Source organism: Serratia ureilytica, assembly GCF_017309605.1.
Classification (GTDB): Bacteria; Pseudomonadota; Gammaproteobacteria; order Enterobacterales; family Enterobacteriaceae; genus Serratia; species Serratia ureilytica.
Window position 1 is genome coordinate 3636518 of sequence record NZ_CP071320.1, and the last position, 22902, is coordinate 3659419.

The 22902-nt window shown below is 60.4% G+C and carries 26 protein-coding genes; 14 read left to right on the forward strand and 12 right to left on the reverse strand.

Annotation, left to right across the window (positions count from 1 at the left end; translation table 11 throughout):
* Nucleotides 1–13: 13 nt before the first annotated feature.
* A complete protein-coding gene (locus tag J0X03_RS17110; protein WP_180995579.1) occupies nt 14–796 on the reverse strand; it encodes an ABC transporter ATP-binding protein in 783 nt (260 codons plus the stop codon).
* A gap of 545 nt (nt 797–1341) precedes the next feature.
* Between J0X03_RS17110 and J0X03_RS17115 the strand changes: the two genes are divergently transcribed.
* Nucleotides 1342–2193, forward strand: coding sequence for a DMT family transporter (locus tag J0X03_RS17115; RefSeq protein WP_033642276.1), 852 nt, complete (start codon nt 1342–1344; stop codon nt 2191–2193).
* 62 nt (nt 2194–2255) lie between these two features.
* On the opposite strand, the gene J0X03_RS17120 is transcribed toward J0X03_RS17115, so the two are convergent.
* Complete coding sequence (locus J0X03_RS17120) at nt 2256–2846, reverse strand: Yip1 family protein (protein ID WP_019453944.1); 591 nt, start codon at nt 2844–2846, stop codon at nt 2256–2258.
* A 204-nt stretch (nt 2847–3050) separates the two neighbouring features.
* On the opposite strand from J0X03_RS17120, the gene J0X03_RS17125 reads away from it, so the two are divergent.
* The 6 genes from J0X03_RS17125 (at nt 3051) to J0X03_RS24370 (ending at nt 6843) form a co-directional block, all read left to right on the forward strand.
* The gene (locus J0X03_RS17125) at nt 3051–3518 is read left to right on the forward strand and encodes an acyltransferase (protein WP_033642275.1); all 468 of its coding nucleotides are present in this window, start codon (nt 3051–3053) and stop codon (nt 3516–3518) included.
* A complete protein-coding gene (locus J0X03_RS17130; protein ID WP_033652386.1) occupies nt 3518–4060 on the forward strand; it encodes a GNAT family N-acetyltransferase in 543 nt (180 codons plus the stop codon). Before J0X03_RS17125 ends, J0X03_RS17130 begins: the two co-directional genes overlap by 1 nt.
* A 104-nt stretch (nt 4061–4164) precedes the next feature.
* Entirely contained in the window at nt 4165–5016 is an 852-nt protein-coding gene (locus J0X03_RS17135; protein ID WP_142002097.1) for a DUF1460 domain-containing protein, read from the forward strand.
* A 130-nt stretch (nt 5017–5146) separates the two neighbouring features.
* Nucleotides 5147–5959 (forward strand): MetQ/NlpA family lipoprotein, encoded by an 813-nt coding sequence (locus J0X03_RS17140; protein WP_033642272.1) that lies wholly within the window; start codon nt 5147–5149, stop codon nt 5957–5959.
* 208 nt (nt 5960–6167) lie between these two features.
* Entirely contained in the window at nt 6168–6656 is a 489-nt protein-coding gene (locus tag J0X03_RS17145; protein ID WP_228287464.1) for a GNAT family N-acetyltransferase, read from the forward strand.
* 103 nt (nt 6657–6759) lie between these two features.
* Complete coding sequence (locus J0X03_RS24370; RefSeq protein WP_016928643.1) at nt 6760–6843, forward strand: small membrane protein YohP; 84 nt, start codon at nt 6760–6762, stop codon at nt 6841–6843.
* A gap of 42 nt (nt 6844–6885) precedes the next feature.
* Here J0X03_RS24370 and J0X03_RS17150 read toward each other — a convergent pair whose 3' ends face one another.
* The 3 genes from J0X03_RS17150 to J0X03_RS17160 all read right to left on the reverse strand — a co-directional run bounded on the left by J0X03_RS17150 (nt 6886) and on the right by J0X03_RS17160 (nt 9380).
* On the reverse strand, nt 6886–7806 hold the full coding sequence (locus J0X03_RS17150; protein ID WP_046686615.1) for a DUF808 domain-containing protein: 921 nt from the start codon (nt 7804–7806) through the stop codon (nt 6886–6888).
* A gap of 120 nt (nt 7807–7926) precedes the next feature.
* Entirely contained in the window at nt 7927–8856 is a 930-nt protein-coding gene (locus J0X03_RS17155) for an alpha/beta fold hydrolase (protein ID WP_230358652.1), read from the reverse strand.
* Nucleotides 8857–8975: 119 nt separating this feature from the next.
* Complete coding sequence (locus tag J0X03_RS17160; RefSeq protein ID WP_033652382.1) at nt 8976–9380, reverse strand: VOC family protein; 405 nt, start codon at nt 9378–9380, stop codon at nt 8976–8978.
* 76 nt (nt 9381–9456) lie between these two features.
* Here J0X03_RS17160 and J0X03_RS17165 point away from each other — a divergent pair, with 76 nt between their 5' ends.
* Nucleotides 9457–9912 carry a GNAT family N-acetyltransferase gene (locus J0X03_RS17165; protein ID WP_046686614.1) on the forward strand — a complete coding sequence of 152 codons (456 nt, stop codon included), beginning with the start codon at nt 9457–9459 and terminating at the stop codon, nt 9910–9912.
* Between the two features lie 34 nt (nt 9913–9946).
* On the opposite strand, the gene pbpG is transcribed toward J0X03_RS17165, so the two are convergent.
* From pbpG to J0X03_RS17180, 3 genes are all read right to left on the reverse strand, one after another.
* A complete protein-coding gene (gene pbpG, locus J0X03_RS17170; protein WP_099785302.1) occupies nt 9947–10876 on the reverse strand; it encodes a D-alanyl-D-alanine endopeptidase in 930 nt (309 codons plus the stop codon).
* A 151-nt stretch (nt 10877–11027) separates the two neighbouring features.
* Nucleotides 11028–12131 (reverse strand): adenosylhomocysteinase, encoded by a 1104-nt coding sequence (locus J0X03_RS17175; RefSeq protein ID WP_072628133.1) that lies wholly within the window; start codon nt 12129–12131, stop codon nt 11028–11030.
* Nucleotides 12132–12176: 45 nt separating this feature from the next.
* On the reverse strand, nt 12177–13121 hold the full coding sequence (locus tag J0X03_RS17180) for a GlxA family transcriptional regulator (protein ID WP_033642266.1): 945 nt from the start codon (nt 13119–13121) through the stop codon (nt 12177–12179).
* Nucleotides 13122–13212: 91 nt separating this feature from the next.
* On the opposite strand from J0X03_RS17180, the gene J0X03_RS17185 reads away from it, so the two are divergent.
* Together J0X03_RS17185 and J0X03_RS17190 are read left to right on the forward strand one after the other, a co-directional pair.
* Nucleotides 13213–13890 (forward strand): DJ-1/PfpI family protein, encoded by a 678-nt coding sequence (locus tag J0X03_RS17185; protein WP_033652379.1) that lies wholly within the window; start codon nt 13213–13215, stop codon nt 13888–13890.
* A gap of 50 nt (nt 13891–13940) precedes the next feature.
* A complete protein-coding gene (locus tag J0X03_RS17190; protein WP_069100571.1) occupies nt 13941–14504 on the forward strand; it encodes a DedA family protein in 564 nt (187 codons plus the stop codon).
* A gap of 16 nt (nt 14505–14520) precedes the next feature.
* On the opposite strand, the gene J0X03_RS17195 is transcribed toward J0X03_RS17190, so the two are convergent.
* On the reverse strand, nt 14521–15414 hold the full coding sequence (locus J0X03_RS17195) for a LysR family transcriptional regulator (protein WP_033642264.1): 894 nt from the start codon (nt 15412–15414) through the stop codon (nt 14521–14523).
* A gap of 112 nt (nt 15415–15526) precedes the next feature.
* On the opposite strand from J0X03_RS17195, the gene J0X03_RS17200 reads away from it, so the two are divergent.
* On the forward strand, nt 15527–15964 hold the full coding sequence (locus J0X03_RS17200; protein WP_033642263.1) for a PACE efflux transporter: 438 nt from the start codon (nt 15527–15529) through the stop codon (nt 15962–15964).
* Nucleotides 15965–16396: 432 nt separating this feature from the next.
* Nucleotides 16397–17863 (forward strand): L-asparagine permease, encoded by a 1467-nt coding sequence (gene ansP, locus J0X03_RS17205; RefSeq protein WP_033642262.1) that lies wholly within the window; start codon nt 16397–16399, stop codon nt 17861–17863.
* Between the two features lie 37 nt (nt 17864–17900).
* Here the strand turns inward: ansP and J0X03_RS17210 are convergent, their stop codons facing one another.
* Nucleotides 17901–18680, reverse strand: a complete 780-nt coding sequence (locus tag J0X03_RS17210) for a HalD/BesD family halogenase (RefSeq protein WP_046686611.1) — start codon at nt 18678–18680, stop codon at nt 17901–17903.
* Nucleotides 18681–18797: 117 nt separating this feature from the next.
* Here J0X03_RS17210 and J0X03_RS17215 point away from each other — a divergent pair, with 117 nt between their 5' ends.
* Both J0X03_RS17215 and J0X03_RS17220 read left to right on the forward strand, forming a co-directional pair.
* Nucleotides 18798–19697: a LysR substrate-binding domain-containing protein gene (locus tag J0X03_RS17215; RefSeq protein ID WP_069100572.1), complete on the forward strand. Its 900-nt coding sequence runs from the start codon at nt 18798–18800 to the stop codon at nt 19695–19697.
* A 200-nt stretch (nt 19698–19897) separates the two neighbouring features.
* Complete coding sequence (locus tag J0X03_RS17220; protein WP_047572275.1) at nt 19898–21718, forward strand: hypothetical protein; 1821 nt, start codon at nt 19898–19900, stop codon at nt 21716–21718.
* A 31-nt stretch (nt 21719–21749) separates the two neighbouring features.
* On the opposite strand, the gene J0X03_RS17225 is transcribed toward J0X03_RS17220, so the two are convergent.
* Both J0X03_RS17225 and J0X03_RS17230 read right to left on the reverse strand, forming a co-directional pair.
* The gene (locus J0X03_RS17225) at nt 21750–21893 is read right to left on the reverse strand and encodes a hypothetical protein (RefSeq protein ID WP_154582435.1); all 144 of its coding nucleotides are present in this window, start codon (nt 21891–21893) and stop codon (nt 21750–21752) included.
* A 66-nt stretch (nt 21894–21959) separates the two neighbouring features.
* The gene (locus tag J0X03_RS17230; RefSeq protein WP_060659810.1) at nt 21960–22811 is read right to left on the reverse strand and encodes an ATP-grasp fold amidoligase family protein; all 852 of its coding nucleotides are present in this window, start codon (nt 22809–22811) and stop codon (nt 21960–21962) included.
* Between the last annotated feature and the right edge of the window lie 91 nt (nt 22812–22902).

A 22902-nucleotide genomic window follows, 5' to 3' on the forward strand; every position in this document is an offset into this window, starting at 1 on the left:
TCTCTCTGGTTTATCAAGCGCAATGGGGAACTTCAAAAATACGCAGCGTTTTCCCGCTGACGGGATGCGCCACGCTGAAACTGTGCATGCCGAACACCGGCAGAATTACCGGGGTTTGCAACACCGCCGCGGGCGAGCCGCAGGCCACCTGGCGGCTTTCGTTGAGCACCAGGATCCGATCGGCGAACGCCTCCGCCACGGGCAGGTCATGCAGCACCGCAATCACGGCGATGGCTTTATGTTTTACTAACGACAGCAGCGCCGAACGCCCGGGAGGATCGAGGTGATTGGTCGGCTCATCCAACAACAACAGGTCGGGAGTCTGCGCCAACGCCCGGGCCAACGCAGCGCGCTGACGCTGGCCGCCCGAGAGCCGCCCCAACGGATGGTGCCTGAGCGGCGCCAGGCCGGTTTCCCCGATGATCTCGTCAACGATGCGTTTTCCCGCCGCGGGCCGTTCGCCATGCGGCAAACGCCCTAACGCCACATAGTCCTCCAGCGACAGCCGCAAATCCGGCAGATCGTTTTGCGCCAGAAAGGCGATGCTTCTGGCGCGTTCCGCCGCCGACAAGCCGGACAAAGCGCGCCCTCGCCAGTAAATCTCGCCGCTGTCCGGCCGCGTTTCGCCGATCAGCGTGCGCAACAGGCTGGATTTGCCGCTGCCGTTAGGGCCGATCACCGCCAGCTTCTCACCGGCGCGCAGCGTGAAATGGATGTTGTAGAGTATCGAGGCCCCGCCGTGGCCGGTCAGGCTAACCCCATCAACATGGAGGATGTCGTGAGCTGAATTCATCATGCGTTAATTGTTATATTATAACATATCAATATTTTTATCACGAATGCGCGCCCTCTGCAAAAACGAATCGTAAAGTCTCTCGCCGCACGCATGACGGGAAACGGCGGCGGGGAGCCTACCCCCTTGCGCCTCGCGCTGGCGTTAAAACTGCGTTTTTGCAGCAACATAGCACACCTTCAATTTAATGATAATGATTTTCATTATCGTTTAAGCCTCTGTGATTTTCGGTTGCGCGCCCCGCTGAACTTGGCTATGTTTGAAGCGATTGGTTTCATTCACGGTTTTCAGGAACTCACATGACCTACCTGGCGCACAGCACAGATCCGACAAACGCGACCGTTCCGGCCGTCGTTTTGCTGTGTGCTTCCTCCGCTCCACCCGCCGTTTTCTCTGTCGTTTCCGCGGTTGCCGCTTACCCGCCACGCCTTGTGGTCGTGCGCTAAGCCACACCGACTTTTACCTCCGGCTTATGTTGATTTATTGCGTTCAGGCGTAGACCGCCGCGCGCGCCGGAGCCTGTAATTTTCACGACAGGTGAAATTGATATGCGATTACCTTCTCTCTGGGCCAATGCCGGCCTGGCTACGCTGTTCGTCCTGCTTTGGAGCAGCGGCGCGATCTTCTCCCGTTGGGGGTTGGAGCACGCCTCCGCCTTCGCTTTTCTGTTCTTCCGCTGCGCCATCGCGCTGGCGGTGCTGTTGGCCATCGGCCTGTGGCAGCGCCAGTGCCTGCCCGCCGCCGGCACCCGTCGGCGCGTCGCGTTGATCGGCGTGCTGATGATCGGCAGCTATCAGATCTGCTATCTGCTGGCCCTCGAACGGGGCATTACCCCCGGCGTGCTGGCCACGCTGCTTGGCGTACAGCCGATCCTGACCCAGTTCATTACCGAACGGCGCTGCGCCGGGCTGCGCGCGCTCGGGTTGGCGCTGGCGTTGGCGGGGCTGACGCTGGTGGTGTACCAAAGCCTGATGGTGGCCCATTTCTCGCTGAGCGGCATGCTGTTCGCCTTTATCGCCTTGGGCTGCATGACCGCCGGCACCCTGCTGCAAAAGGGCATGACGCAGCCGCCGCTGGCGGTGTTGCCGCTGCAGTATGCCGTCGGGCTGTTGATGTGTGCGTTGGCGCTGCCGTTTGAGCCGCTGCGGGTCGAATGGCGGCCTGAGTTCGTGCTGCCGCTGCTGTGGATGGCGGTGGTGATCTCGGTGCTGGCGACGTTCTTGCTGTATCGGCTGATCCAGCGCGGCAACCTGGTGCAGGTGACCAGCCTGTTCTACCTGATCCCGGCGGTCACCGCCCTGCTAGATTATCTGCTGCTCGGCCACGCGCTGGCCGCGCTGAGCCTGCTGGGCATGGCGGGCATCGTGCTCGGCGTGATGCTGGTTTTCCGCCGCGCCTAGCCTAAAAACAAAAGCCCCCGCGCCGTTCCACCGGCGCGGGGGCGATAACAACAACCGTTAACTCAGAACAACCAGGAACCGTACCCCCACAGCAGCACCGTCACCCCAAGCAGCAGCTCGAGCAACAGAATGCCGATGGCGAAGGTCGAGCTGGAGAAGATGAACCCTTCCTTACTGTCGATATTCAGGAAGTGCGGGATCCCCAGATTCAGCAGATAGCCCGAATAGCACAGGCCGATAATGCCGACAAACAGACACAGCCAGACGACCGGATAAAGCGCCACTACCCCGCTGAGGAACATCGGGGTCGCCACGTAGCCGGCGAACACCATGCAGCGGTGCAGGCTTGGGCGCGATTCATAACGCCGCGCCATCCAGTGAATGACTTTCCCCATGGCCGCTACGCCTGCCAGCATCAGCAGGTAGAACGCCACGGCGGTATAAAACGCGGTAAACATGTCGAGCCTGATGGCATGTCCCTCGCCGGAGAGCCAGCCCAACTGGGTGGTGCCGATAAAGGCGCAGACCACCGGGATTGCTGCCAAGAGCAACACGTGATGGGTGTATAGGTGCGAGACGCTTTCATTCTCGCTTTTGATCTGTTCGAACTCGGCGCTGGGATGCGCCAGAAGTCCCCAAACATGACTGACCATGAGACACCTCCTATCTCGCCGTAGGCCGCGATCGGCGAACGAATTTCACACCTCTGACGGACAGCTACCCGTGCGAGGATTGCGGCCACGGGGCTCTCTCCCCTGTACTAATTATAGTCTTTTGGCGAAAAAACGTGCGGAAAGCGAAAGGCGCGGCGCTTTGTCTTATACTCCCCCCATTAAACCCAGGCTGTGAGGAAGGTTATGTCATCCGCTATCATCACCCGCCAGGCGGGGATCGTCGACGTCGACGCCGGGCGCAACGTCACCGTGGTAGAACCCTGCAATCTTTACGGCTGCCGGCTCGGCGACGATGTCTTCGTCGGCCCGTTCGTCGAGATCCAGCGCCACGTCAGCATCGGCGCGCGCAGTAAAATTCAGTCGCACAGCTTTATCTGCGAATACGTTACCCTCGGCGAAGCGTGCTTTGTCGGCCACGGCGTCACCTTCGCCAACGATCTGTTCAAAGACGGCGCGCCCAACGCCGATCCGGCCAGCTGGGGGCGCACCTGCATCGGCGATCGGGTGTCCATCGGTTCCGGCGCCACGATCCTGGCGGTGACGATCTGTAGCGACGCGGTGATCGGCGCCGGGGCGGTCGTGACCCGCGACATCACCCGCAAGGGGATCTACGCCGGCAACCCGGCGCGTCTGCTGCGGGAGCTGCCGTAATGAACCCGGCCATCCGCATCGCGGCCATTGAGACGTTGCCCGACGATTATCTGGCCCGCGGCGATTTCAGCTTCACCATCGCCTGTTACGCCCTGCCGCAGTTCGACAGCCCGGTGGACAGCTGGCCAACCCGCCCGGTGGCGCCGTTTCGCAAACGCTATCCCCTGGCGCCGTTCGCCAACGAAGACAGCGTGACCTTCCTGGCTTATCGCCAGAACGACGCCGTTGGCCACATCACGCTGAGCAAAAACTGGAACGGCTACACCCTGATCGACGAGATCGCCGTCAGCGCTGACGCGCGCCGCCAAGGCATCGCCGGGGCGCTGCTGGACTGCGCCAAACAGTGGGCGCGGCAGCAGGAAACCTCAGGTATGATGCTCGAAACGCAGAACAACAACCTGGCGGCCTGCCGCTGCTACCAGCACTATGGGTTTATCCTCGGCGGCATCGATCGCTTGCTGTACCGCGCCGAACCGGAGATCGCCGATCACGAAATCGCGCTGTTCTGGTATTTGCCGTTCAATAGCGAAATCGGTTACTGATTTATCGATTGCCATTGAGGTTATGTTTACTTTTTAACCCCTACCATCGGATGAGAACTGTTATCACTTACTCTGATAAACCAGCGACACCCATGGAGGGCCGTATGAACAAGAACAAGGCTGTTTTACTGATGTTAGCTATCGCCATGAGCGGATGCGCCGATCGCCCCACCGCCGTCCCCCCCGCAACGCCGCCGACCGACGCCGCCGTTTCGCCGCCGAACCTGCAACCGCAGATGGATGACAGCACCCGCAGCAAGCTGCGTGAGATCCTCGCACTGCGCGCCGGTTGGCCCGCCGCGCAGCCGCATGGCCGCACCGTCGATTTGATTTCGCGCGAATTCCTCGGCACGCCCTATCTCGCCAACCGCCTGATCGGTTCGCAGAACACGCCCGAGCAGTTGGTGATCGACTTCCGCGGGCTGGATTGCTTCACCTACATCGATTATGTCGAAGCGCTCAGCACCGCCCGCAGCGAAGCCGAGTTCGTTCAGCGCCTGGTGGACATCCGCTATGTCGACGGCAAAATCGCCTTCCCGCAGCGCAAACACTTCTTCACCGACTGGGCGCAGCGGCCGAAAAAAGTGGCCGAAGACATCACCGCCCAGCTCAGCCCGCACGCCGTCAGCCTCGTGAAAAACCTCAATCAGAAAGCCGACGGCGGCAGCTACCTGCCCGGCTTGCCCGTCGTGCAGCGCAGCGTGACCTACATTCCCAGCGACCGCGTCGACGACAAGGTGCTGGCCCAGCTGCGCACCGGCGACTACATCGGCATTTACACCAACCTCGCCGGGCTGGACGTGACCCATACCGGCATCTTCGTCATGACCGACAACGGCCCGGTGCTGCGCAACGCCTCATCGCGCAAGGCCAACATGCAGGTCGTCGATTCACCCTTTATGGATTACGTGATGGCCACGCCGGGCATCGTGGTGCTGCGTTCGCTCAGCCGATAATCCCCCATCGCATAACGGCTATAAGCTATAGCCGTTTATGCTGAACGAGCGTTTGACTTCATCGGCGGTTCAGGCTTAGCTGTAAGAACAAAAACCAACTGATTTTATTGTTCTTTTCAGGGAGAGTTCGATGACCTTACGCTGGCGTATCACCCCTCTGGCGGCGGCCTTCGCCGCCGTCTTGGCGCTTCAGGGCTGCGATCAAAAAACCGACCAAAACCATATCAAAGTCGGCGTCATCAACGGCGCGGAACAGGACGTGGCGGAAGTCGCCAGGCAGGTGGCGAAAGAGAAATACGGGCTGGACGTCGAGCTGGTCGGTTTCAGCGGTTCGCTGCTGCCGAACGACGCCACCGACAAAGGCGAACTGGACGCCAATGTGTTCCAGCACCGCCCGTTCCTCGAACAGCAAAACAAAGATCACGGCTATAAGCTGGTGGCGGTCGGCAATACCTTCGTCTTCCCGATGGCCGGCTACTCCAAAAAGATAAAATCGCTGAAAGAGCTGCCGGACGGGGCGGTGATCGCCATTCCGCTCGATCCGACCAACCTGGGACGCGCCCTGCTGCTGCTGGAAAAAACCGGGCTGATTAGCCTGAAGCCTGGCAAAGGGTTGCTGCCTACCGCGCTGGATATCAGCGCCAACCCACATCATTACCAGATCATGGAGCTGGAAGGCGCGCAGTTGCCGCATGTGCTGGACGATCCGAAGGTCACCGTCGCCGTCATCAGCACCACCTACATCAACCAAACCGGCCTGTCGCCGACCAAAGACGGCATCTTCATCGAAGATAAAGACTCGCCGTACACCAACATCATCGTCACGCGCGAAGACAACAAGGACGCGCCGAACGTGCAGAACTTCATCAAGGCCTATGAGTCGGACGAAGTCGCCAAGGCCGCCGAGAAAATCTTCAACGGCGGCGCGGTGAAAGGCTGGTAATACCAGGCGCAGCGCCACAGGGGCTCTCCCCAAAGAGCCCCTTCCCGCTCATCATCGCCTTTTCTTATCCCACCATAAGAAAACCCGATTTATCCCGGCGGCAAGCGGCGCGCATAATGGCGTTTATCCGCTGATTTTCAAGGTAAACAGACACGTGACAACGCTCTCCGCCCCCGCACTCAGCCTTCTTGACGCCACACCGGACGATATGGCCGCCGTGCTGCGTATTTACACCCAGCACGTGCTGTACGGCGCGGCCTCATTTGAAGAGCAGCCGCCGACGCTGGCGGAAATGCAGCTGCGCCTGAGCAAGGTGCGGGAGGCCGGCCTGCCCTGGCTGGTGGCGAAAAGCGCAGGCGTCATTGTGGGTTACTGTTATGCCACGCCTTATCGCCCCCGGCCGGCTTACCGCTTTACCGTGGAAGACTCGGTGTACATCGCCGAAGGGCAACAGGGTAAAGGCATCGGCAGCGCGCTTCTGAGCGCCTTGATCGTCCGCTGCGAACAAGGCCCCTGGCGCCAGATGCTGGCGATCGTCGGCGATTCCGCCGCCAACCGCAGCTCATTGGCCTTGCATCAGTCACTCGGCTTCACCAGTGCAGGGACGTTAAAAGCGGTGGGGTTCAAGCTGGGGGAATGGCGCGACACGCAGATTATGCAGCGCGCGCTGGGCGCGGGCGACAAGCGCCGCCCGTGAAGGCATGACGACGCACGATAGAGAGATAGCGTCTATAGTGAAGAATGATTTCATTAAGTTAGCGCCAATCGCGCCCCACCTTTAACCGGTAAGGAAGAAGCCAATGAAAATTATTCTGTGGATTGTCGCCATCATCTTCATCGTGGGTTTGTTGACGATTACCGGCGTTCTCAAACTGATCTTTTAATTCGTCTGATACGTCCCGCCCCTCCCGGGGCGAGACTTTTCATCAAGCCTTGAAACGCGCGCGCACGGCGCCCAGCGCCGACACCACCGCCAGCACGACACCGCCGGCCACCAGCCCGAACGCCACGTTCAACAGCGCCGGGATCACCCCCTGCAAAAGATGGCCAAACGTCGGCACCACAGTGGTGTACGAGGCCCAGTCTTCGAACAGATGATGCACCGGCGGCAAACCGTGGGTCAGAATACCGCCACCGACCATAAACATGGCGACAGTGCCGACGATCGACAGCGTTTTCATCAAATAAGGCGCGGCGCGCACGATGCCGCCGCCGAGGGAGCGCGCCACCGCGCTGCGTTTGCGGCTCAGATACAGCCCCAGATCGTCCAGGCGGACGATGCCGGCGACAATGCCGTACACACCGAGCGTCATCACGACGGCGATGCCGCACAAGACGATCACCTGCTGGCTGAAGGTGGCGCCGGCGACCGTGCCCAAGGTGATGGCGATAATCTCGGCGGACAGCACAAAATCGGTGCGTATCGCCCCCTTCACCTTGCGTTTTTCATAGGCCGCGGCGTCCTCATTGGCGCCGGGCCCGTCCGATGCCTCCTCCTGCGCCGCCTTGCCGGGGCTCAGGCTGTGGAACACCTTTTCGAACCCTTCGTAACACAGGTAGGCGCCGCCCACCATCAGCAGCGGCGTAATCGCCCAGGGCGCGAAGGCGCTGATCAGCAGCGCCAACGGCACCAGGATCGCCTTGTTGATCAGCGAGCCTTTGGCGACGCTCCACACCACCGGCAGCTCGCGGTCGGCTTTAACGCCGGTGACCTGCTGCGCGTTGAGCGCCAGATCGTCCCCCAGCACCCCGGCGGTTTTTTTCGCCGCCATCTTGCTCATTAAAGAGACATCGTCCAGCAATGAGGCGATGTCGTCGATGAGAGTGAGTAAGCTACTTCCTGCCAAAATGATTCATCCTTTTACATTCACATTTATTATTTGTTTAGCATAGCGGTTAAGCGCCATGCAGGGATATAGGATGAGAGAGGAAAACGCCAGGCCAGCAATGGCCGCCCCGCGCCGACGTTAAGCCCCCTCCCCCGCCGGCCCCTCATCGGATCCGGTAGCGGCCGCACGCGAGATATGTTGAAGGACAAGGCGATGGGCATCAAATACGCACGATAAATGCGTGCTGCCTTCAAGCAAACCAAAGGCGGTTTGGGCGTTGCCATGCTGTTCGACGAAGCGCTGCATCGCTTGCGCATTGAACAACTCATCCTGCGCTGCCGCCAGCAGCAAGGTCGGTAATCGCAGCGCCGCCAGTTGCCTGGCCGGGGCGCGAGGCGTCAACGCGTTAGCCATATTGACGCTGTATTGGCAGACAAAATCGGGGGCGGCGGCCAGCACAGCCGGGGGAAAATTCAGGCTGACCGCCCGAACGTGCCCAAACCAGCGCCCGCCGCTGAGCGCATTGGCGACAAACGGCCATTGTCGCACCTGCGCAAAACGGGCCGTCGCCGCCAGATCGCGGGCCATCCCGGAAAATGGCCCCAGCTCGGGCGCCAGCATGATCAGGCTGTCCGCCTGCTGTTCGCCAGGGTAACGGGTCAGGTAGTTGAGCAACATGCCGGCGCCGCTCGAATGGCCCAGCAGGTGCCTGCGCGCCAACGGAAACCGGCGGCGCATTTCCGCCAGGATGACATCGACATCGCGCCAAATACGCTCAGGCCGCTCAACCGTCCCCCGCTCTCCCGTGGAATCGCCATGTCCGCGGATATCCACCAGACACACCGCGAGCGTCGGCTCGGCGGCCAGCTGGCGCGCAAGAACGTCATACCCGGCGGCGCTGTTCACCCCGCCGCCGTGATAAATCACGATCGCGTCTTCACTCTCGGCAGTGTGCCGATACAGGCGATAGCTCAACCCCTCGACGCAACCGGACGACATGTCCACATGCCCGCCCGGCCACTCGCCGTAAGACTTCGCTTGCTCAACATAGCGGTCAAAATCAATCAAAGCGCACCTTTCCATGATGTTATCGGTATTGCCCACGGCAGAGAGCCCTGCCGCCATGCCGATAAGCATATGAAACAACAGTAGGCGCTACCATCCCTTTTGCACGCCGCGCGCTGAGCTCAGGGCAGATCGCCCGCCGGCACATTGAGCTGCCAGGAAAGGCCGAAACGATCGTTGAGCCAGCCGAAACGGGCGCTGAAGCCATAGTCATCAAGCGGCATCAGCACCTTGCCGCCCTCCGCCAGCCGGTGGAACGCCCGCTCCAACGCTTCTTCGTTAGGCAGGTTGATGAACAGCGACACCGCCGGGGTAAAGCTGAAGTCATGGCTGATCGGGCTATCGGTAAACACCAGGTTCTGCCGATCAAAATCGATGGACGCATGCTTGATCAACCGCCGGCCGTCCGGCGTCGGATCGTAATGCTGCACCTGCATGAGCCGAAAACGCTCGAACACCTGGCTGTAGAGATCGATCGCCCGCTGCGCCTCTCCCTGGAACATGACAAAGGTCGAAACCTGACTCATAACATCCCCTCCGGCAAACGTTGTGGTATTAATGGAGGATAGCGGATTACCGTTGAAGCGGCGGAAAGGAGCAACCATGAGCATCATTCATCGCCTGGCGCAGCCGGACGATCTCAACGGCCTGTTAGCCTTGTATCGCGAGCTGCGCCCGCAGGACGCGCCGCTGCGCGCCGACGATGCGCGCCGTACCCTGCAACGCCTGTTGGACGATCCGGCGATCCGTCTGGTGGTGGCGGCGAAAGAAGAACACCCGATCGCCACCTGCATGCTGGCGCTGATCCCAGGGCTGGCGCATCAGGCGCAGCCGTTCGGCGTCATCGAACACGTGGTGACGGCGGAGCCCTACCGCGGCCACGGCGTAGCGCTCGCCATGATCGAATACGCGCTGCAGCTGGCCTGGCGCAAAGGCTGTTACAAGGTGATGCTGTTGTCGGGGCAGCAACGCACCGGCGCGCACCAGCTCTACCTGAAAGCGGGCTTCGACGGCGATCGCGAGCGGGGATTTGTCATCAGACGGCCCGAGGGCCGATAGCGGCCCGCCGCAAACGGGCGGACCGCCAGGCGGGTTATTCGCTGTCGTTCTTCGCCAGACGGGCGTCTTTTTGGCGGCGATAGTCACGGGCGGCGGCCGGGATCGGCGTCACCTTGCCGGTTTCAATCCAGCTGCGCAGACGGTTGGCGTCGGCGAAGTGGGTGTATTTGCCGAAGGCGTCCAGCACCACCAGCGACACCGAGCGGTTGCCGATCACGGTACGCATCGCCAGGCAGTGCCCCGCCTGGTTGGTGAAGCCGGTCTTGGTCAGTTGAATGTTCCATTTCGGGTTGTACACCAGGTGGTTGGTGTTGCGGAACGGCAGCGTGTAGTTGGGATCCTTGAAGCTGGCCATGCGTTCGGTGGTGGTGCTGAGCTGGCCGATCAACGGATATTGCTTGGTGGCGATCAGCAGTTTGGTCAAATCGCGCGCCGTCGACACGTTATGAATAGAGAGCCCAGTCGGTTCCACATAATGGGTATTGGTCATGCCGAGCGCCCTGGCCTTGGCGTTCATCGCTTTGATGAAGGCGTTGTAGCCGCCCGGATAGTGGTGCGCCAGGCTGGCGGCCGCGCGGTTTTCCGACGACATCAGCGCCAGCAGCAGCATATCCTTGCGGCTGATTTCGCTGTTCAGCCGCACCCGCGAATACACCCCTTTCATCTCCGGCGTCTGGTGGATGTCCACCGACAGCATCTCGTCGAGCGGCAGGTGCGCGTCCAGCGTGACCATAGCGGTCATCAGCTTGGTGATCGAGGCGATCGGCACCACCTCATCCGGGTTGCGCGCGTACATCACCTTATGGGTTTGCATATCGACGACCATCGCGCTGCCGGAAGCCAGCTCCGGCTGGGTGGCGTGCACGGCGGCGGCGTTGTCGCTGGCCAGCGCGCGCGGCGCAAAGCCTGCGCCCGCCTGCAAAGCGAGCAGAGTCAGAACCAAAACACGTATTTTCACAGGCATTACTCTGAAATGGGGGCTTGAATTCAGCGAATTATATGTGAGGGTTCAGCGCTTGGCACTGGGATTGTATGGCGGATTTGTGACAAATTCTGTCGGCCGAAAATCGGTACAGCCCGCGGGCGCTCTGGGATGAACGCCCGCGGGGAAAAAGTTACAGTGCCGGCTGCCACGCCGACTGCGGCAACAGGTACAGCCCCGGCGTTTGCCGCGCTCCCGCGCCGACGATATGGCCGATGCCGGCCGCCATCACCGCCAGCGTGACGTCGAAAGCGTTAAGGCTGTCGCCATAGCCGGCGGTCAGGTTGAACATCGAGCCATTGGCCAGCAAATAGACCGTCTTTTCATTCAGTTGGTAAGCATTCACATAAGGCATCGGCTCGTGGTGCGGCAGGCTCTTGAGGAAGCCGACATCGATCTCTTCGGCCACGTGGCCGACGTTGAGGATAAATACGCCGTCCTGCGCCTGTTGCAGATGCTGCGCCGAGAGCACGTTTTTCGCGCCGGTCGCGGTGGCGATAACGTCCGCCTGCGCGACCGCGCTCGCCAGATCCACCACCTGCCAGCCGTCATAACGCGCCTGCAGCGCACGCGCCGGATCGATTTCCGCCACCATCACCTGGCCGCCGTAGGCTCTGGCCGCGGCCGCCGTGCCCTGCCCGACCAGGCCGTAACCGATCACCAGCACGCGCTTCTCGTGCAGCGTCAAATGGGTGGTCTGGAAGAAGGTATGCCAGGCGGTCAGCCCAACCATGTGCCGGTTATGCAACCCTTCTTTCACCGGCAGATCGTCCCAATTGAAGATCGGGTAGCGCGGCGCCACGCCGTTCAACCGGCTGATGCCTGAACCGGTGGCCTCCAGCCCGGCGACGATCTGCGGGCCGTTCGGCGACTGGTGCAGACGGGTGGTCAGATCCGCTCCCATTTCGCACAGGTGAGTCGGCCGCCAGGCCAGCGCGCGATCGAAAGATTCCGACCATTCGCCGGCGCTCATATCGCGCCAGGCGTAAGCCTGCGCGCCCCGCCGTTCCAGCCAGGCCACCACGTCGTTCTGTACCGTGGTGGGGTTGCAGGTGGTCAGAAAGATCGCCGCGCCCTTGTCCAGCAGGCCGGCCACCAGCGGCGCCATTTTCAGATCCAGGTGCATATTGCACGCCAACCGCACCCCGTGCAGGTCCGGCAACGCCGCTACCGCCGCCCGGGTGCGCGGCATATGGCGCATCGCCCAGCTCAATTCGCTCTCAAAATCCTGATACATCCGTTGCTCCTCTGATGCGCCCCGCCGCCAGGCGTGGCAAAAAAGTTATCCCGCGCGGCCAAGCCGGCGGATCGCCTGCGGCGACAGGCCAAATACGCGGATAAACGCCCGCCTCATACGCTCCGGATCGCTGAACCCCACCGAGCGGGCGATCGCCTCCAGCGGTTCGGCGCTCTCTTCAATACGCCCTCTGGCCGCCTCTACCCTCAGTTGCTCGATCACCTTGGCCGGCGTCTGCCCGGTTTCGGCGCGGAACAGCCGGCCGAATTGCCGCTCGCTCAGGCAGGCGGCGTCGGCCAGATCCGCCACCGACAGCGGCAGATGCAAATGCTCGCGCGCGTACGACAGCGCGGTGCGCATGCGATCCGACGACGGATTCAGCGCCAGCAGCAGTGAGTACTGCGACTGCCCGCCGGGGCGGCGGTGATAGACCACCAGCTGCCGCGCCACGGCCGCCGCCAGGGTGGCGCCCAGATCGTCTTCGATCAGCGCCAACGCCAGATCGATGCCGGCGCTGATGCCGGCCGAGGTCCAGATATCCCCGTCGCGAATGAAGATACGGTTGCTGTCGACGCGAATGCGCGGGTAGTTCTGCTGCAGCCGCGCCGCGTGATACCAGTGAGTGGTGGCGCGCTTGCCGTCCAGCAGCCCGCAGGCCGCCAGAATAAACGCGCCGGTACATACGCTGGCGATGCGCCGCGCTCGTCGGCTTTGGTTGGCCAGGAACGCCGCCAGCGCCGGTGATTGCGCCGCCATCACGTTGCCGCTGCCGCCGGCCACCACCAACGTATCGAAACGCTCGTCGCCGCACGGCTGCGTGGCGATTTCCACCCCGGCCGAGCTGGCGACCATGCCGCCCTGCGGCGAGATCGCCACACAGCGGTAGGCCGGCGGGTCGGTGAACTGGCTGACGTTATCGAACGCCGCCAGCGGCCCGGCAAAGTCCAGCAGGTTAAAACCGGGAAAAACCACAAAACCGATCGTTTTCATGATGGCGCTTTTTGAGGGTTATCTGTCATATCAGCCAAAAATAGGGCGGCTATTATGACCCAGGTCCAACGATAAAAATGAGGCGAATATCATGTCTGAATCACTCGTGATTGTATTTCCCATCTATCAAGGCGTCACCCAGCTCGACTTCACGGGCCCCTTGCAGTTCCTGCGCCGCATGCCGGGCGCGGAAATCATCGTCGCCTCGGTAGACGGCGCGGATGTCGAGTCGGAAGGCTTGCACTTCACCCAGCTGCGCCCGCTGCCGGAGATCGCGCGCTGCGACGTGCTGTGCGTGCCGGGCGGCAGCGGCTGCACCCAGGCGCTGCAAGATGAGGCCTTCATGCAGCAGATCCGTCGGCTGGGCGCCGATGCCCGCTACCTGACCTCGGTGTGCACCGGTTCGCTGATCCTGGCCGCCGCCGGTCTGCTGCAAGGCAAACGCGCCGCCTGCCACTGGTCGATGCGCGACAGCCTGAAGCTGTTCGGCGCCGTGCCGAGCTCAGCGCGCGTGGAGCGCGACGGCAATGTGATCAGCGGCGGCGGCGTCACCGCCGGCATCGATTTCGCGCTGGCGCTGATCGCCGAACTGCACGGCGAAGAGACCGCCCAAATGATCCAGCTCTATCTGGAATACGCCCCGGCGCCGCCGTTCGAGGGCGGCACGCCGGAACTGGCCCCGCCGCACATTTACGCCAGGGTACAGGCGCAGATGGCGGAGAGCCTTCAGCGGCGCAGAGCGTTGGTGGCCCAGATCGCCCAAGGTTAGCAATCGGGCGTATACTTGCCCTTATGCGTCAGCCACATAAGGAGTAAGGAATGACCGATTTAGCCCACTATATTACGGACTACGGTTACTGGGCGTTGTTTATCGGCTGCCTGGCGGAAGGGGAAACCATCACGCTGCTGGGCGGCATCGCCGCTCATGAAGGGCTGTTGCACTGGCCGTGGGTGATCGCAGTGGTGGCGCTGGGCGGCATGATGGGAGACCAGTTGCTGTACTTCGCCGGCCGCCGGTTTGAAGGCCGCGTCATCTCGCGGCTCAAGGGACAGGAAAAGCGCATCGCGCGCGCCAGAAGGCTGATCGCCCGCCACCCGATGCTGTTCGTTATCGGGGTGCGTTTCATGTACGGTTTCCGCATCATCGGCCCGGTGTTGATCGGCGCCAGCCGTCTGCCGCCGTCGCGCTTCGTGCCGTTGAACATCCTCGGCGCCATTTTATGGGCGACGATCTTCGTCATGCTCGGTTATTTTGGCGGCCAGGCGCTCGAACGCTTCGTTACCGGCTTCGACAAAAAGCTCTCCAGCCTGCTGTTTGTCGCGCTGGCGATCGCCGCCATCCTGCTGGTGCGTTTCTGGTGGCGTAAACGCCACCCGGAGTAAGCAAACACAGCGGGCGTCAGCTTTCCTGCGGCGCCTCGCGCATCAGCGCGACCAGTTCGCGCGCCGCTTTGTCCAACGGACGATTCTTAAGCCAGATCAAATGCATCGGCAAGCGCAGCTCGTTCTTGGTGTTTTTGAACTTCAGCCGCACCAACCGCCCCTGCGCCAGCAGCGGCTCGGCCAACGACAGCGGAAAATTGCCCCACCCCAGACCCGCTTCCACCATGTTCAGCGCCATCGGCAGGCTGTCGGTGCGCCAGTAAGCCTCCGCCACCTGGGGACGCAGATCGCCGATCGGCAGATCGCGACTGGCCACCATGATCTGCCGCACGTTGACCAGATCTTCGAGAAACAGCTCGCCCGCCGCGCCGTCCAGCGCCGGGTGCTGCGGCGACAGCATCGCCACCAGCGATTCCGCGCCCACGAAGTGGAACTGTTCCGCGCTGTTGACGTTCAGCCCGCCGAACGCCAGACAAACGCCGATGCGCCCCTCGTGCAGCATGTGCAACACGTCGTCCTGCGGCGCGCTGAGCACTTCGATGTTCAGCAGCGGATAACGCTGCGACAGCGTTTTCACCGCCGCCAGCAGGCCGGCGCCGTTGATATCCGACGCCACGCCGATCGAAAGCCGGCTCTCCAGCCCCTGGGACAGTTCGATGGCATGCACCTGCAGCTGCTTGAGCTGCCCGGCGATCAGGCGGGCGTGCGGCGCCAGGGCCAACGCCAGCGCGGTCGGCGTCGGTTCACGGTGAGAACGGTCGAACAAGGCGAAACCGAGTTCCGCCTCCATGTTGGCGATGGCCATGCTGACGGCGGAGGGCACGCGCCGCAGCGCGCGGGCGGCGGCGGAAAACGAGCCGCGATCGAGCACCGCCAAAAACAGTTCGATGTTGTCGCTGGAAAAATTCATTGTTCAACCTGTCAGATTAACTGACAACTCCTGACTTTTTCTATCAATGTGATTGACGTTATCTTAGCCGCCGTCGCCACAGAGGCAACTAAAAACAGATCGGGAGAAAACGATGCAAGGCGTCAAACGCAAACTGGTGTATGTCACCGCTTATGAAATCATCGGCATGGCGATCTCAGCGTTGGGGCTGGCGCTGCTGTCGGGCCATGCGCCAAGCAGCACCGGGCCGCTGGCAGTGGTGATCACCACCATCGCGGTAAGCTGGAACTTTATTTACAACTATGTATTCGAGTGGTGGGAAAGCCGCCAGGTGTCGCGCGCCCGCACGCTCAAACGCCGCATTTTGCACGCCGTCGGCTTTCAGTTGACGCTGGTAGTGTATCTGATCCCGCTGATCGCCTGGTGGATGGGCATCACGCTGTGGCAGGCGCTGCTGCTGGATATGGCGTTGATCGTCATCATTCCCTGTTATACCTTCGTGTTCAATTGGGCATTCGACAAGCTGTTCGGCCTGCCCGCATCGGCTCTGCCGGCCAGCGAATCGGCCTAAGACTCGTTACGCGCCCACCGACCCGCTGCTGATGCCATTTTCTGCGCGGGTCGCCATTTCCTTTCCCCTTATTTCTCACCGCGAAATATAAGAACAACACCCTGTAATTTGCACGGTAATTATTATTTTGTGATTTTAATCACTTTTTATTCCTCGATATTTCCGTCTTGATAAAACATCACATCTTTTTGAATAATATATCCTTTTATATTTGGATTAAAAAATAAACACACTTGTTCACGTTTTATGCACAGTATTTTTTGCCACCATTACGGAGAAAAGGTAGCATGCTTCGCCGTTATTTTAATGATGGCTGTATACACAATAAACAGCGGAATGATGCCACGACCTCATTCTCATGACGATTGGTCATAGCAATCGTTTGCTCTCGCTAAGAGCAGGGTTAACATAGACAGGTAAACAGGACGGATAATGCACTCACAAAAACAGTCTGCGGATGAAAAACACGCCGCCAGAAGACGCTGGCTAGACTCTCATGAATCCGGTTATCACAAAAGCATGGGCAACCGGCAAATCCAAATGATCGCCATCGGCGGCTCCATCGGCACCGGCTTGTTCCTCGGTACCGGCGGCCGTCTCGAACTGGCCGGGCCGGCGCTGGCGCTGGTCTATCTGGTGTGCGGGATCTTCTCTTTCTTCATCCTGCGCGCGCTGGGCGAACTGGTGCTGCATCGCCCTTCCAGCGGCAGCTTCGTTTCTTACGCTCGCGAGTTCCTCGGTGAAAAAGCCTCTTACGTTGCCGGTTGGATGTATTTCCTCAACTGGGCGATGACCGGCATCGTCGACATCACCGCCGTGGCGCTGTACATGCACTATTGGGGCACCTTCGCCGACGTGCCGCAGTGGCTGTTCGCCCTCGGCGCGCTCGGCATCGTCGCCACCATGAACATGATCGGCGTGAAGTGGTTCGCCGAGATGGAGTTCTGGTTCGCGCTGATCAAGGTCGCCGCCATCGCGCTGTTCCTGATTGTCGGCGTCGTCTTCCTCGGTACCGGCACGCCGGTGGCCGGCCACACCACCGGCATGCACCTGATCACCGAAAACGGCGGCATGTTCCCGCACGGCCTGCTGCCTGCGCTGGTGTTGGTGCAAGGGGTGATCTTCGCCTTCGCCGGCATCGAGCTTATCGGCACCGCCGCCGGCGAGTGTAAAGATCCGGCCAAAATGATGCCCAAAGCGATCAATAGCGTGATCTGGCGTATCGGTCTGTTCTACGTCGGCTCCGTGGTGCTGCTGGTGCTGCTGCTGCCGTGGAACGCCTATCAGGCCGGCCAAAGCCCGTTCGTCACCTTCTTCAGCAAGCTGGGCGTGCCTTACATCGGCACCATCATGAACATCGTGGTGTTGACCGCCGCGCTGTCCAGCCTCAACTCCGGCCTCTACTCCACCGGCCGCATCCTGCGTTCGCTGGCGATGGGCGGCTCCGCGCCGAAGCTGATGGCCAAAATGAGCAGCCAGCAGGTGCCTTACGCCGGCATCCTGGTCACCTGCGGCATCTACGTGATCGGCGTGGTGCTCAACTACCTGGTGCCGTCGCAGGTGTTCGAGATCGTGCTGAACATCGCCTCGCTGGGCATCATCGCCTCCTGGGCGTTTATCATCGTTTGCCAGATGCGCCTGCGCAAAGCCGTGCGCGAAGGCCGCGCTCAGCCGGTGTCGTTCAGAATGCCGGGCGCGCCGTTCACTTCGTGGCTAACGCTGGCGTTCCTGCTGATCGTGGTGGTAATGATGGCCTTCGACTACCCGAACGGCACCTGGACCATCGCCACCATTCCTGTGTTGGCGGTGCTGCTGACGCTGGGCTGGTTCGGCCTGCGCAAACGCGCGCAGGAAGTGAAGCTGGAACAGCAGGCTCACGAAGAGCAGAACCCGCACTGAATCGACAAACCGCCCTCCGGGGCGGTTTTTTTATCCGCTATAACCGCCCGTAGAACGTCATTCTAGCGCTTTCCGACAGCATCACGTCCGGCTGCGCATTGTAGGCCAGCACCACCAGCATGCGCGTGGTGTCGCCTTCGGTCGGCGTCACCCGGTGCATGGCGTTGCGCCCGCGAAACAGCACCAAATCCCCCTCCTCCATCGCCAGCTGTTTGACCGCCCGCTCGCCGTCCAGCACCTGCGTGACCCCGGCATAGTTCATCTCGCCGCGATCGGCGTCGCGCAGGTTCTCCACGTATTCGAAGCGCCCACCCGCCTGCGGTTTCTGGATCAGGAGCGTGATGGCGAACGAGGAGTTGTCAAAATGCCAGCCAAGCTCCTGGCCGGTGTGGGCGTAATGCAGGTTGATCGACGACAGCCGATCGGCGTAGGGATACAGCTGCGCCTCATCCAGCACCGCGCACAGGAACGCGCGAAACGCCGGAGCGTCGTACAACGCGCGCAGCGGCGACTGCGGCGGAATATCCTCGTCGGTAATACAGCCCTTGGACGACACCACCAGCCGGTTGCGCGCATGGTCGGCCGGCAGCGCGTCGTCCTGTGGCCGTAGATACACGTTGTGTTTGCTGGTGGCGTAAAACGCCGCATGGTGCTGTTCGGCGCCTTCCAGCCGCACCGTCGCCAGCGCGGCTTCGCGCAGAAATCCCGGCAGCACCAGCGCGCCGGCGCGCGCCAGCGTTTGCCGGCAGCGGACGCGGAACGCGGCGTCGTCGATGGGGTGGGCTGACAGATCGATAATATCGGCAAGTTGCGGCATGACGTTCCCCTCGTGTGCGAAAGCCGGATGCCTCCCACTGTAGCGAATGCCGCATTGCCGCCATAACAAAAATACGTTATGGATAAGCTAACGAATTCTTAGCGATAAGCCCTGCTCATGCACTCACCGTCCCGTGCGCGCTTGCCCAAGCTGAGCGCCATTCTGGCGTTCGAAACCGCCGCCCGCACCGGCAGCCTGGCCCGCGCGGCGGATACGCTGGCGCTGACCGCCGCCGCCGTCAGCCAGCAGATCCGCCAGCTGGAGCAACATCTGGGGATCACGCTGTTCATCCGCGCCAAAAGCGGCGTCACGCTGACCGAACAGGGCGCGGACTACCTGGCCTACGTGCAGGAGGCGTTCGAAACGCTGCGCGTGGCGCAGCAGCACGTCGAGCGCCAGCGCGGCAAACAGGCGCTGACGGTATTCGCCCTGCCGGCGTTGGCCTCCAAGTGGCTGAACCCGGCGCTGGGCGACTGGCTGGCGCAGTGCCCCGACGGCGATCTGCGGCTGCACGCGACCCATGCGGCGGTCGATTTCGCCCATTCGGCGGCGGACTTCGCCCTGTGCTTCGGCGATCAGGACTATCCGCTGCTGGAAAAGGTGCGGCTGTTTCAGGATCGGGTGCAGCCGGTGTGCAGCCCGGCGCTGCGCGATCGCGGCGACTGGACGCAGCTACCGCTGATCCACGTCGACTGGGGCAAGGAGAGCCAGTTTCTGCCGGGCTGGCACGAGTGGTTCACCGCCGCCGATCGAATGCCGCCGGCGCGGCGCGGGCTGACCTATAACCTGACTTCGCTGGCTATCGACGCCGCCGTGCAAGGGCGCGGGGTGCTGCTCGGCCAGCGGCGGCTGATCGCCCGTGAACTGGCGGAAGGCCGGCTGGTCACCCTGGCCGAACCGGCGCTGCCGCTCAGCAAACCCTACTACGTGGTTTACCCGCCGCGCACGCTGGAAAAACCCGGCGCCGCAGCGTTTTTGGGCTGGCTGCAAGCACTCGCCCTCGCCGCCAGCACCTAAAATCCGCAACGTGATGTTTGCTGGCGTCAGACACAACCCTGGACGCTTAATGCCCTCGCCTTAGCCTGTTAATTTATTCCTGCCGACCGGGATCATGAACGGGCTCCCTCTTCGGTCACAATGCCACTTACTTAAGCCTCCGCCTCTGCAACTGCCACATATTGCATCGGCCTCTTATCGTACCAAATGAGGGTTATTCCATGATTTCATTAAATGATTATGCCAATCTGCGCAACTATGCCGGCAGCGAAACCGCAGTGATGCTCGAAAACCGCTACCACCATGGCGTATTTACCCGAGACGACGCGGATTCCACCAGTCAGGATAACGGTGTTACCCTGCTCGTCGACGCGCAAAACCGCCGCTGGAAGCGCATCATCAATGACGGCGATTACAGCATCGATTGGTGGCACCTGCCGGGCGATGAGCTGGATTACTCTCTGACCATCACCCGCGCTTGCAACTTCTTGCAGGTCAAAGGCGAAGAGTGGTGGCAACTGCCGATCCCGACGACCCCTGCGGGGATTACTCTGGTCGGCCCCGGCGGCGTACGCCCTTGTAAAACCACCGCCAACCTGAAGCTATGGAAAAACGCCGTCGATTTTAAGGGCACCATTCTTGATTTCAGCAGCGCGGCCAATATCGAGTGCGTACGCGTGCAATACTCTTTGGGTGCGCCGGCGATTTACAACCTGCGCATCGTCGGAGCGCCCGGCGCGGCGGCCAATCTGCGCGGCCTGTGCGTCTACAGCGATGCCTCGAACATGCACGGCCTGCCGGCCTGCCAACTGCTGGTGCAAAACGTCTGGCTGACTAACCTGCACAAGGGCATCGTCTTCGGCAACAACGCCTATATTCAGAGCTGGCACAGCATCATGGTGCGCGGTTGTGTGTGGCCAATTTGGTCGGAAACCACCGCCAACGCCGGCGAAAAAATCGTCTTCTACAAATGCCTGTTCGGCGACAGCCGAAACTACTATCAGGGCGTGCATACTTTGGCCTTCCGAGATTGCTCTTTCGATTACAGCGGCTTTAACAATGAAACCGAACAGTTGGCCAATACCGATTACGGCTTGTTTGATCTCAAAGGCGGCACGCTTGACTTTAAAAACTGCCACTTCGAATGGGGCAACGCCAACTGCCGCAACTATCGACCGGTATTTACCAGCGACAACGGCGGCACGGTAAAAATCAAAGACAGCCAATGGCACAGCGTGATGACTAACAACACCGATACCGGCAGCAAGGTGCCTTATCAATACGTTGAATATTTCTACTTCGATAAATCCAGCGATCTGAGCGGAAAATGTTATATCGATGGGTTCGATCTGGTGAACGCCGACATTAAAAAAGGCTGGTCCAACAACCACATCGAAATGAAAAAGATCGTCGCGCCTGGCTATGTCAACATGTGGCGTCTGCTCTATCTGGGCGATGGCGTCAACCATCTGCCGGAACCCACCTGGAAAGAGAGCAGTGCGCTGGCGCTGAATAATGTCTACGCCTTCGGCGGCGCACGCGTTTCGCAAACGGAAACCGCCGATTTGGCAGTAACGCTGCAAAACGGCGTGCTCACCGCCACCACCAAAACGGCGACAACGGCCGACAAGCGCATCGAGATCTACTTCCCGATCGCGAAAAATGATCTGGTGCTGTGGCGCGCCACGTTGGCAAACCTAAAAGGCCAGAACAGCCTTGATGTCACAATCGGCACCTACCAAGGAAAGTATGTGCTGAACGGCGATGCCGGCGTCACCACCTTGCTGGAAAAAGTCTGTCAGTGGGGCCGCACCGGCACAGTCACCCCGACCACTTCAGCAACGATGACCTCGGATCGCATTACCGCGCTCGACGTTGCCGAGTATTTGCCGCTGCCTGAGGGCTACGTTAATTACGCCCGCATCGCCATCGTGCTGAAAAACTTTGTCGGCAGCGCCGCTCAGCCAACCTCGGTGGACATTACCAAACTGCTGTGTCAAAAGATCGACATCGTCTCCCGCAACCCGCATAAATCCTGGTAACTGCACAGGCCCCATCAGGGGCCTGTTTTTGTTAATGCGTGGAATAACCGCCGTCGATGCAGTAGAACGCGCCGGTGGCTTTCCCGCTATTTCTTTCCTGTCCTGTTTTCAACGCATCCAACTTGGGATGCGCTTCATGACTGAAGATCGCCTGCGCCACGAAACGACACTGCATTCGAAGAGGAACGCCGCGGCGTTTTTGGGCTGGCTGCGGGAACTGGCCCAACGCTCGGCATAGCGTTCAGGTTTTGGCCATCAGCTCGCCCAGCAGCAGGTTCGTGGCGCGCGGTTGGTACACTTCATTGCCTGCACCGGGGGTGAGCGTCAGCTCGCCGATATAGAGCCTGTCTTGCGTCAGGTAGAAATCGACCCGGCAGTAGTCCAGATCGGCGGCAACGGCTTGGGCGACTTCAATCATCTCATCCCAAAAGTCAGGCTTCGCGTGCAACGTGTTGATCTGGGGAATATCTTTCTGGGTAAAAAAGCAGTGATGCGCATGGCGGTCCAAAAACTCCAGCGACGTCGGCTCCGGGCCGCCCCGCAGCAACTCCACGAACAGATAAGGCTGGCTGCCGTTAAAAACATGCACTTTATAGTCGATCAATTCACCGTCGCGTTCGATGTCCAACAGGTTTTCAACCACAATTTGCAGTGGGATCTTCGCATAGTGCTTCTCACGAAAGCGCTTCCAATACGTTATTTTTGACCATTTCTTGAGAGTGCTTGCAATCTCATCATAACTCACTCGCGCTTTATCTCTGACAATCTTAACTTGCTGCGAGGCATTATTTGTTTTGATAACAAAAGATTGAGGCAACGACAAATAGTCTTGCTCAGTGAAGTTCTCCGTTATCATGATGACCGGCGTTAGGTATTTTTCCGAAACGCGACTGGATATATAATCCCTCACCGCCACCTTGTCCGCCAACAGGCTGAACTCTTCGCGCGGGTAGCGCATTCTGTGGTAAATCCTTTCGGAAAAACTTTTAGGATTCAAAAAGTTGACAAAGCTTCCGTGAGCAAAATAATGCGACAGCTGATAATAAATAAAGTCAGGCGAAACCTTATAGAAGTATTTTACGAATTTTCTCATTCCGTTGATTCATCCATTAATCCAACATAACAAAAGACCCAGCTAAAGTTTAAATGCAATTGACTTCAATTGTAAAATATAAAAAAAGCCT

Excerpts from the sequence above, each read along its gene's own strand:
- J0X03_RS17130 (WP_033652386.1), top strand. The coding sequence starts at position 3,518 with ATGAACCCGGCCATCCGCATCGCGGCCATTGAGACGTTGCCCGACGAT.
- J0X03_RS17225 (WP_154582435.1), bottom strand. The coding sequence starts at position 21,893 with ATGCAGTGTCGTTTCGTGGCGCAGGCGATCTTCAGTCATGAAGCGCAT.
- J0X03_RS17190 (WP_069100571.1), top strand. The coding sequence starts at position 13,941 with ATGACCGATTTAGCCCACTATATTACGGACTACGGTTACTGGGCGTTG.
- J0X03_RS17160 (WP_033652382.1), bottom strand. The coding sequence starts at position 9,380 with ATGAGTCAGGTTTCGACCTTTGTCATGTTCCAGGGAGAGGCGCAGCGG.
- J0X03_RS17195 (WP_033642264.1), bottom strand. The coding sequence starts at position 15,414 with ATGAATTTTTCCAGCGACAACATCGAACTGTTTTTGGCGGTGCTCGAT.
- J0X03_RS17165 (WP_046686614.1), top strand. The coding sequence starts at position 9,457 with ATGAGCATCATTCATCGCCTGGCGCAGCCGGACGATCTCAACGGCCTG.
- J0X03_RS17175 (WP_072628133.1), bottom strand. The coding sequence starts at position 12,131 with ATGTATCAGGATTTTGAGAGCGAATTGAGCTGGGCGATGCGCCATATG.
- J0X03_RS24370 (WP_016928643.1), top strand. The coding sequence starts at position 6,760 with ATGAAAATTATTCTGTGGATTGTCGCCATCATCTTCATCGTGGGTTTG.
- J0X03_RS17125 (WP_033642275.1), top strand. The coding sequence starts at position 3,051 with ATGTCATCCGCTATCATCACCCGCCAGGCGGGGATCGTCGACGTCGAC.
- J0X03_RS17230 (WP_060659810.1), bottom strand. The coding sequence starts at position 22,811 with ATGAGAAAATTCGTAAAATACTTCTATAAGGTTTCGCCTGACTTTATT.
- J0X03_RS17220 (WP_047572275.1), top strand. The coding sequence starts at position 19,898 with ATGATTTCATTAAATGATTATGCCAATCTGCGCAACTATGCCGGCAGC.
- J0X03_RS17145 (WP_228287464.1), top strand. The coding sequence starts at position 6,168 with ATGGCCGCCGTGCTGCGTATTTACACCCAGCACGTGCTGTACGGCGCG.
- J0X03_RS17215 (WP_069100572.1), top strand. The coding sequence starts at position 18,798 with ATGCACTCACCGTCCCGTGCGCGCTTGCCCAAGCTGAGCGCCATTCTG.
- ansP (WP_033642262.1), top strand. The coding sequence starts at position 16,397 with ATGCACTCACAAAAACAGTCTGCGGATGAAAAACACGCCGCCAGAAGA.
- J0X03_RS17135 (WP_142002097.1), top strand. The coding sequence starts at position 4,165 with ATGAACAAGAACAAGGCTGTTTTACTGATGTTAGCTATCGCCATGAGC.
- J0X03_RS17185 (WP_033652379.1), top strand. The coding sequence starts at position 13,213 with ATGTCTGAATCACTCGTGATTGTATTTCCCATCTATCAAGGCGTCACC.
- J0X03_RS17210 (WP_046686611.1), bottom strand. The coding sequence starts at position 18,680 with ATGCCGCAACTTGCCGATATTATCGATCTGTCAGCCCACCCCATCGAC.
- J0X03_RS17120 (WP_019453944.1), bottom strand. The coding sequence starts at position 2,846 with ATGGTCAGTCATGTTTGGGGACTTCTGGCGCATCCCAGCGCCGAGTTC.
- J0X03_RS17115 (WP_033642276.1), top strand. The coding sequence starts at position 1,342 with ATGCGATTACCTTCTCTCTGGGCCAATGCCGGCCTGGCTACGCTGTTC.
- J0X03_RS17110 (WP_180995579.1), bottom strand. The coding sequence starts at position 796 with ATGATGAATTCAGCTCACGACATCCTCCATGTTGATGGGGTTAGCCTG.
- pbpG (WP_099785302.1), bottom strand. The coding sequence starts at position 10,876 with ATGCCTGTGAAAATACGTGTTTTGGTTCTGACTCTGCTCGCTTTGCAG.
- J0X03_RS17140 (WP_033642272.1), top strand. The coding sequence starts at position 5,147 with ATGACCTTACGCTGGCGTATCACCCCTCTGGCGGCGGCCTTCGCCGCC.
- J0X03_RS17200 (WP_033642263.1), top strand. The coding sequence starts at position 15,527 with ATGCAAGGCGTCAAACGCAAACTGGTGTATGTCACCGCTTATGAAATC.
- J0X03_RS17180 (WP_033642266.1), bottom strand. The coding sequence starts at position 13,121 with ATGAAAACGATCGGTTTTGTGGTTTTTCCCGGTTTTAACCTGCTGGAC.